Below are 7,999 nucleotides of genomic sequence, written 5' to 3' on the forward strand. Positions count from 1 at the left end.
AACAGAAGCAACCCCTTCGGCTTATTTCTCGGAGTTAAACACTTCTGTCCCGACCTCCTTTGCATCTCATCTATACAGTTTGTAATTCTTTCGCTTCTGTCTTTGGTGCTTTTGGTGCCCGCACATTTAACGTAATTTTGCCTTTGCTAGCGCCTAAAGTTACTTTATCCCCTAACTGAATTTGACCAGAAAGAAGGGCTTCACTTAAACGATCTTCCACTTCTTTTTGCAAGGCCCGACGAATTGGACGTGCGCCATATTCTGGATCAAACCCGACTTTACCAATAACTTCAATTGCAGCTGGTGTGATTTTCACTTTAACCTCTTGTTCGGCCATCCGTTTCACGACAGATTGACTCATAATTTTTACGATTTCATGAATTTCCTCTTGTTTCAAGGAATGGAAGACAACCGTTTCATCAATTCGGTTTAAGAATTCTGGACGGAAGGCTTTTTTCAATTCTTCCATGATTCGTTTTTGCATTAATTCATGATTTTTAGAAATGTCTTTCACATTGAAGCCGACATGTTTTTCTTCACGAATCGCTGTTGCTCCTAAGTTGGAGGTCATGATTAAAATCGTGTTACGGAAATCGACTTTTCGTCCTTTGGCATCCGTTAAATGGCCATCATCTAAGACTTGTAATAAAATATTAAAGACATCTGGATGGGCTTTTTCTACTTCATCTAGCAAAATAACGGAATAAGGACGTTGACGAATTTTTTCAGTTAGTTGGCCGCCTTCTTCGTAGCCGACATAACCTGGAGGAGAACCGATTAAACGGCTAGTACTGTATTTTTCCATAAACTCAGACATGTCCACGCGAATCAAGGCTTCTTCGCTGCCAAACATTGCTTCGGCTAAGGCTTTGGCAAGTTCTGTTTTCCCAACCCCAGTTGGTCCTAAGAACATGAAGGAACCAATCGGTCTTGCTGGGTCTTTCAAGCCACTACGCGCACGACGGATAGCGCGTGAAACAGCTTCAACTGCTTCGTTTTGGCCAACGACCCGTTGATGTAAAATGGTTTCTAATTCCATCAATCGTTCGCTTTCTTTCTTCTCTAGCTGCTGCAAAGGAACGCCTGTCCATTGTGAAACGACTCCAGCCACGTCTTCTTCTGTTACTTGCGTACTGTAACCAGACAGACTTTTTTCTTTCACTGCAATCAATTCTTCTAGTTTTTCCATCACTTGTTTTTCTTTTTGACGAATCCGAGCAGCACTTTCAAATGATTGGTTTTGAATGGCCTCTTCTTTTTCCGTAATTAATTGAGAAATTTCGGTACGCAATTCATTAATTTCTGAAGGCTGATCTGCCTTATCTAAACGAACTTTTGCTGCAGATTCGTCCATTAAATCAATTGCTTTATCTGGTAATTGGCGGTCATTTAAATAGCGAATCGATAATTGAACCGCTGCATGTAGAGCTTCATCTGTAATTTCTACGCCATGATGTTTTTCATAGCGGGAACGCAAGCCTTTTAGAATTTCTTCTGCTTCTTCTGGGGTTGGTTCTGCTACTTGAATACGGGCAAAACGACGTTCCAAAGCGGCATCTTTTTCAATATATTTTTGGTATTCATCCAGAGTTGTCGCACCAATTGTTTGCAACTCGCCACGTGCTAAAGCAGGTTTTAAAATATTTGAAGCATCAATCGCCCCTTCTGCACCGCCAGCACCGATCAAGGTATGCAATTCGTCGATAAATAAAATGACTTGTCCATCTTGATAGATTTCATCGACAACTTTTTTCAAGCGATCTTCGAACTCACCTCGATATTTGGTTCCAGCAACCAAGGCACCCATGTCTAGCATCATTAAACGTTTGCCTTGCATATCTTCAGGGACTTCTCGGTTGACAATTTTCTGGGCTAAGCCTTCTGCTATCGCTGTTTTCCCAACACCTGGTTCACCGACTAAGACAGGATTGTTTTTGGTACGGCGACTCAAAATTTGGATCAAACGACGGACTTCGGTACCGCGACCAACTACTGGATCCAAGCTTTGTTCTCGTGCTAACTTGGTTAAATCTCTTGCTAAAGAATCCAATGTTGGCGTCCCTTGTGGCGTATTTTTATTTTGACCATTCCGACGACGTTGTGCGCCATTGGGTTCGGAAACGCCCATTTTTTTCAATAATAATTGACGCATTTTGGATAAGCTTAATCCCAAATTCACTAAAATTCTAGACGCTAAAATTTCTTCGTCTCTTAACAAGCCTAATAATAAATGCTCGGTACCAATCTTTTGAGCCCCTAAGCGTTTCGCTTCATCTCCAGCATAGGCAAAGATTTGTTTGGCTCTTGGTGAATAAGGCAAGTATAAGTTGTTATTCCCCATTGGACTTTGCATGGTGCCATAGCCACTTAAATGCTCAATTTCTTCACGGATGTCTTCTGTGTCAGTATTCAATTGTCGTAATGTTTTTCCGGCAATCCCATTCGGTTCTAAAACGAGTGCTAATAATAAATGCTCAGAACCGACGGATTGGTGACGAAAATACTTCGCTTCTTCTTGGGCAATCGCCAGTACGGCTTTCGCACTTTCTGTAAATAGTTCATCCATAGTTATTCCTCCTCATAGCTCAAGCGCTCTAAAAATGAACGCATTATTTGAGCTCTTAGAAAATCTTCGTGATTTCCCAGACCATTCAATGTGCTTTTACTTAAAGCAGCTAGCATTAAATTGCCTTCCTTTTTCGTAATCACTTCTTCTTCATACAATGTTTGAATAAATGTTAGCGCATCTTTTTCTGTTAAGGTTGCGCCAATCAATTGATCCATTTGTTTTAGTAATTGATCGTTATCTGAAATTTGTACTTTGACAATGCGAATATAGCCGCCTCCACCACGTTTACTTTCAACTGCGTAGCCTCGTTGGATGGTAAAACGTGTATTAATTACATAGTTAATTTGTGAAGGAACGCAATTAAATAAATTAGCCATTTCCGCCCGACGGATTTCAATTTTATTACTTTCTTCTAAAATCTTTTTTAAATAAGCCTCGATTAAATCTGACGTATTTTGATTACTCATAGTCTTCCATCCTTCTTCTCTCTTGACTAATATTGACCATTATTATATCGAACTTTGCCTATTAAATAAAGAGGAACGCTTTGACTTTAATAAAAAAATGCAAAACAGGAGGAGCAACCTCAGTCAAACTGACTTAAGTTCCCCTCCTAAAATTGAAAATATGTTATTGAATCACAGAGGCTGAGACAAAAGTGTTTAGCTCCAAGAAATAAGAAGAAATTTCCGAAAATTGTTCTTTAATTTTTGGAGAATTTCGGCTTATTTCCGAAGGAGTTGCTTTTGTTCAGCTGATTATCTTAATGTCTCACAAAAGCGATTCTTCGCCATAGGCTTGATCCAAGGCTTGTTGAATATCTTCGATAATAGATGTTGGCTCTTCCAAACCAACGTACATGCGAATGTGCGCTGGCGACAAGCCTCTTTTCTGAACAGCCGCCAAGTTATTGCCTTTGAATACAGGCAAGGCCAAACTTTCAAAGCCACCCCAACTGACCCCAATTGTGACCAGCGTCAATGCGTTCACAAATGTTTTCAAACGTTCAAAATCGGTATCTTTTAAATCAATCGCAAACAATGAGCCATAACCTGTCAAATATTTTTCTGCTAACGCTTGTTGTTGTTGATTTCCTACAAAAGGATGATATAATCGACTGATTCGCGGATCCTTTTGCAAAGCCGACAGCACCGTTTGGATGGCTTGAGACTGATGCGCCAACCGAACAGGCATGGTACGAATACCTCGTAACGCTAACCAAGAATTGAAGGGACTATTGACTGCTCCTAAAGCTTGATGACCATGTTCAAAAATTTGATCTACAAGCGCTGCTTTGCCAATGACAGCCCCCGCTACAATATCCGAATGACCACCAATATATTTGGAACAAGAATGAATCACCAGGTCCACATTATGGCATAAAGGATGCTGAAATAACGGTGACGCCCACGTGTTATCAATGACAGTGTATGCGCCAATTTTTTGTGCTAACACAGTTATTTTTTCTAAATCTAGCAGTTCAAACTTTTGTGAGGACGGACTTTCAAAGTAAATGACTTTGGTGTTTTCCTGAACAAATTGAAAAAGTTCTTCTGTTTCTGCAACGTCTACTTTGGTCAAGGATACGCCAAATTTCTCTAAATATTGCACAAACGAAACAGATTCTCCATAAATTGTATTGACCATTAAAACATGATCACCTTGTTGGAGCAACGTAAACAGCGTTGCCGAAATAGCGCCCATTCCTGAGGCAAAAACTTTACATTTTTCTCCACGTTCCAAACGAGCAATTTTTTTCTCTAAAATTTCTGTTGTGGGGTTGGTGCCACGTGTGTAAACATAATTATTTTTTTCATCTATACTCGCTGCCATAAATTCTTCGTAAGTTGGAAAATAAAAGGAAGAGGTTTGAACCAACTCGGGCACCATCGGATGATACATTTTTTCCATTCCTTTTTCCACTTCACAGCAAATATTTTTATCATTCTCAACATGCATTTCCTTCACTCCTCTTTCTCTACAATGTTTCTGGTACTTCATGGGCTTCTTCTTTTTGATATTGTCGATCTAAGGCTTTTACAAATGGATAATAAATAACGACACTAGCGGCAACAGCTAAAACTTGCGTCACTGCACCTTGCCATTTTCCCACTAAAAAGCCCGAAAACAGAAAGGGCGTAGCCCATGGTGCTTGAATGTTTGTAAACATTGGCATGAACCCAATTTTCATTGACAGAAAGGCAATCAAGACCGATACAATCGGCGCGACCGCAATCGGAATCAATAATAAAGGGTTAAAAATAACTGGGAGTCCAAAAATCAAGGGTTCATTAATGTTGAAAAATGCTGGAACAAACGAAATTTTCGACATGGCTTTCATTCTAGATGAATGTCCGACGATGGCCATTGCAATAGCCAAGCCAATCGTACAACCAGCGCCTCCAATTGTGGCAAATTGATCGAGCATTTGGACCGTGCCAAAGTTGCCACTTTGAGCAGTTAATTGTCCTAATTCCGCTAAGCTTTGGTTTTTGTCTGCATTCGCATATAAAATAGGATATAGCATGGAATTGATGACAGTTGGATGAATCCCGAACCACCAGAACAGTCCATTTAAGCCAGCCACAATAATAATTGCAAAAGGGGTTCCGATTAAACCTTGCAGTGGCGCTTGAATCACCGCATAAATTAATTGCGGGAAGGAATCCGCAAACGAAAGCCCAATCCCATTAATCAATAAAGCCACCGCTACCACAAAAATCCCAGGAATCAATGCACTAAAAGCTTGGCTCACCATAGAAGGCACGCTGTCAGGCATTTTGATGACTAATTTTTTCTTAATACAGAAACGAGTCAACTCAACCGAAAGAATTGACATAATAATGGCCGTAATCACCCCTTGCGTTCCTAACCAATCAAACGATAAAACTTTCGTCACAACTTCGCCTGATTCAGTGGTCACCGTTTTCGGTAAAACGACTACGTAAGCAACAATTCCTAAAATTAATGAAGTTAAACGATCCATTTCGTAACTTTCCGCCAATTTATAGGACATCGTCCCAGCAAAAATAATTCCCATCATGTTGAAAGTTGCTCGATAAGCGGGTGAAATCATATCCGCCCAATCTGCACCGAAAATTCCAGCCATAAAATCGCCATACCCTGCTACTGGAAAATCTGTAATCAACATAAAAATCGATCCAATAATTGTTAACGGCATAATTGCAAAAAAACCATTTCTTAAGGCTTGAAAATAACGTAAACTTGTAATCCTTGAAACTTTAGGCACTACGGCTTGCTCCACCCAGTTTGTTAACTTATCCATTTCACTTCTCTCCTTAATCCTTTGTGATATCCTCATCATAAAGAAACCGCTTTCTGATGTAAATACGACTAACTGATTCTGTAACTATGTTTCATAATTCATACGCTTAAGGTATACTGAAAGCGAAACAAAGTACCACAGAGAGGTGAACCCATTGAATCTAATCGAATGTTTAGAACAAAAAGAACGCTATACATATAACGAAGGGCTAATTATTGATTTTATTTTATCTCATACTGAACGAGTCCTGCATATGTCGATTTATGAACTAGCAGAAGCCACCAACTCTTCAACCTCCACGATTGTTCGTTTGTGTAAAAAAACAGAAACTAGCGGTTTCAAAGAATTTAAAATCCGCTTGTCCCGCGACTTAGAAATTCACTACCAAGCAATCCGGAATGTTGATGCGAATATGCCTTTTTTAGCGCAAGATTCTGATTTACTAATTGCCAAGAAAATTGCGCAGTTAACGACTGAAACTGTTCAATCCACCCAACAGTTATTAACCGAGGCCATGTTAAATAAAAGCATTGATTTACTTTTAACCGCTGAAAATATTTTAGCAGTGGGTGTCAGTAACTCCTACATTCGCTTAACGGATTTTCAAACAAAGTTATTACGCATTCAGCTATTTATCCATTTAATCCCTTATCAAGCTGAACAATTTTATTTAGCCATCAATGCCACCAAAAATGACGTAGCCATCCTCGTCTCTTACAGTGGTAACACTGCAGAAATCGTAAATGAAGCACGGATTTTTGCAGAAGGAGGCACCCCGATTATTGCCATTACTTCAGACTTGAACAGCCAATTAGCTAAATACGCTACAGTGATTTTGCCCATTCCTAACGTTGAACATGCAGATTTCAAAGTCTCAACCTTTTCCTCTCAACTAGCCATCGAATATATTCTCAATGTCCTTTATTCCTGTATTTTTAGTCGCAATTTCGATAAGAATTACACATCACAAAAAAATACACCTACTTCGATACTTAAATTTTAAACAAAACAAAAAAACAGTACTGATGATCAGTACTGTTTTTCACAATCGGGAAGACAGGATTCGAACCTGCGACCCCTTGGTCCCAAACCAAGTGCTCTACCAAGCTGAGCTACTTCCCGGGCTATGAAGTTAAAGTAATAAAAAAAGACTATCGAATTAAAAAGAAACTCACGTGCACCTTTTTAAAACTTAGTCAATCACTCAACTATGCACCCAAAGGGAGTCGAACCCCTAACCTTTTGATTCGTAGTCAAACACTCTATCCAGTTGAGCTATGGGTGCTAAATATAAAACAATGCCGAGGACCGGAATCGAACCGGTACGGTGATCACTCACCGCAGGATTTTAAGTCCTGTGCGTCTGCCAGTTCCGCCACCCCGGCGTAATGAATTGGCTAAGCGGAAAACGGGGTTCGAACCCGCGACCCCCACCTTGGCAAGGTGGTGCTCTACCACTGAGCTATTTCCGCAAAATGGTGCCGGCTAAAGGACTTGAACCCTCGACCCTCTGATTACAAATCAGATGCTCTACCAACTGAGCTAAGCCGGCTAAATATGCGGGTGAAGGGACTTGAACCCCCACGCCTTGCGGCGCTAGATCCTAAATCTAGTGCGTCTGCCAATTCCGCCACACCCGCAAATGAAATATGAATATGAGCCGTACAGGGCTCGAACCTGTGACCCTCTGATTAAAAGTCAGATGCTCTACCAACTGAGCTAACGGCTCAAAAAATGGAGGTTAACGGGATCGAACCGCTGACCCCCTGCTTGTAAGGCAGGTGCTCTCCCAGCTGAGCTAAACCTCCAAAAACAACAATTCGCGTGGCGACGTCCTACTCTCACAAAGGGAAACCCTTCACTACAATCGGCGCTAAGAAGCTTAACTTCTGTGTTCGGCATGGGAACAGGTGTATCCTTCTCGCTATCGCCACCACACTGGGTGTTGTTTCTTATTGAGTTGAATCTTCATTCACTCAAAACTGGATTGAAGTTTGAATCAAAATAACCAAGTTGCTTTTACTTATCCATTCTTTGGTTAAGTCCTCGACCGATTAGTATTGGTCCGCTCCAACTATCACTAGCCTTCCACTTCCAACCTATCTACCTGATCATCTCTCAGGGGTCTTACTTTCTTAAAGAAA

General features: G+C 40.6%; 5 protein-coding genes, 8 tRNA genes and 2 rRNA genes (1 of these 15 cut by a window edge). 1 reads left to right on the plus strand and 14 read right to left on the minus strand.

Annotated features, from left to right (window positions below; translation table 11 throughout):
* Positions 1 to 70 precede the first annotated feature (70 nt).
* From IGK27_RS12995 to IGK27_RS13010, 4 genes are all read right to left on the minus strand, one after another.
* Complete coding sequence (locus IGK27_RS12995) at positions 71 to 2,566, minus strand: ATP-dependent Clp protease ATP-binding subunit (protein ID WP_002360915.1); 2,496 nt, start codon at positions 2,564 to 2,566, stop codon at positions 71 to 73.
* Between the two features lie 2 nt (positions 2,567 to 2,568).
* Positions 2,569 to 3,036 carry a CtsR family transcriptional regulator gene (locus tag IGK27_RS13000; protein ID WP_002354715.1) on the minus strand — a complete coding sequence of 156 codons (468 nt, stop codon included), beginning with the start codon at positions 3,034 to 3,036 and terminating at the stop codon, positions 2,569 to 2,571.
* Positions 3,037 to 3,340: 304 nt separating this feature from the next.
* A complete protein-coding gene (locus tag IGK27_RS13005) occupies positions 3,341 to 4,570 on the minus strand; it encodes an aminotransferase class I/II-fold pyridoxal phosphate-dependent enzyme (protein WP_002398526.1) in 1,230 nt (409 codons plus the stop codon).
* Positions 4,548 to 5,855, minus strand: coding sequence for a PTS sugar transporter subunit IIC (locus IGK27_RS13010; RefSeq protein ID WP_010830717.1), 1,308 nt, complete (start codon positions 5,853 to 5,855; stop codon positions 4,548 to 4,550). The genes IGK27_RS13005 and IGK27_RS13010 overlap by 23 nt, the downstream gene beginning before the upstream one ends.
* A gap of 145 nt (positions 5,856 to 6,000) precedes the next feature.
* Here IGK27_RS13010 and IGK27_RS13015 point away from each other — a divergent pair, with 145 nt between their 5' ends.
* A complete protein-coding gene (locus IGK27_RS13015) occupies positions 6,001 to 6,858 on the plus strand; it encodes a MurR/RpiR family transcriptional regulator (RefSeq protein WP_002354705.1) in 858 nt (285 codons plus the stop codon).
* A 45-nt stretch (positions 6,859 to 6,903) separates the two neighbouring features.
* Here the strand turns inward: IGK27_RS13015 and IGK27_RS13020 are convergent.
* From IGK27_RS13020 to IGK27_RS13065, 10 genes are all read right to left on the minus strand, one after another.
* Positions 6,904 to 6,977 (minus strand) — tRNA-Pro (locus tag IGK27_RS13020).
* Between the two features lie 89 nt (positions 6,978 to 7,066).
* A tRNA-Arg gene (locus IGK27_RS13025) sits at positions 7,067 to 7,140 on the minus strand.
* A gap of 14 nt (positions 7,141 to 7,154) precedes the next feature.
* Positions 7,155 to 7,240: transfer RNA gene (locus tag IGK27_RS13030), tRNA-Leu, on the minus strand.
* A 15-nt stretch (positions 7,241 to 7,255) separates the two neighbouring features.
* Positions 7,256 to 7,327: transfer RNA gene (locus IGK27_RS13035), tRNA-Gly, on the minus strand.
* Between the two features lie 4 nt (positions 7,328 to 7,331).
* Positions 7,332 to 7,407: transfer RNA gene (locus IGK27_RS13040), tRNA-Thr, on the minus strand.
* A gap of 6 nt (positions 7,408 to 7,413) precedes the next feature.
* Positions 7,414 to 7,495, minus strand: a tRNA-Leu gene (locus tag IGK27_RS13045).
* A 16-nt stretch (positions 7,496 to 7,511) separates the two neighbouring features.
* Positions 7,512 to 7,584 (minus strand) — tRNA-Lys (locus IGK27_RS13050).
* 6 nt (positions 7,585 to 7,590) lie between these two features.
* Positions 7,591 to 7,663 (minus strand) — tRNA-Val (locus tag IGK27_RS13055).
* Between the two features lie 14 nt (positions 7,664 to 7,677).
* A 5S ribosomal RNA gene (gene rrf, locus IGK27_RS13060) occupies positions 7,678 to 7,793 on the minus strand.
* A gap of 96 nt (positions 7,794 to 7,889) precedes the next feature.
* Positions 7,890 to 7,999: ribosomal RNA gene (locus tag IGK27_RS13065) — 23S ribosomal RNA — on the minus strand (it continues 2,803 nt past the right edge of the window).

Source organism: Enterococcus sp. DIV0236 (assembly GCF_050558525.1).
Taxonomy (GTDB): Bacteria; Bacillota; Bacilli; order Lactobacillales; family Enterococcaceae; genus Enterococcus; species Enterococcus faecalis.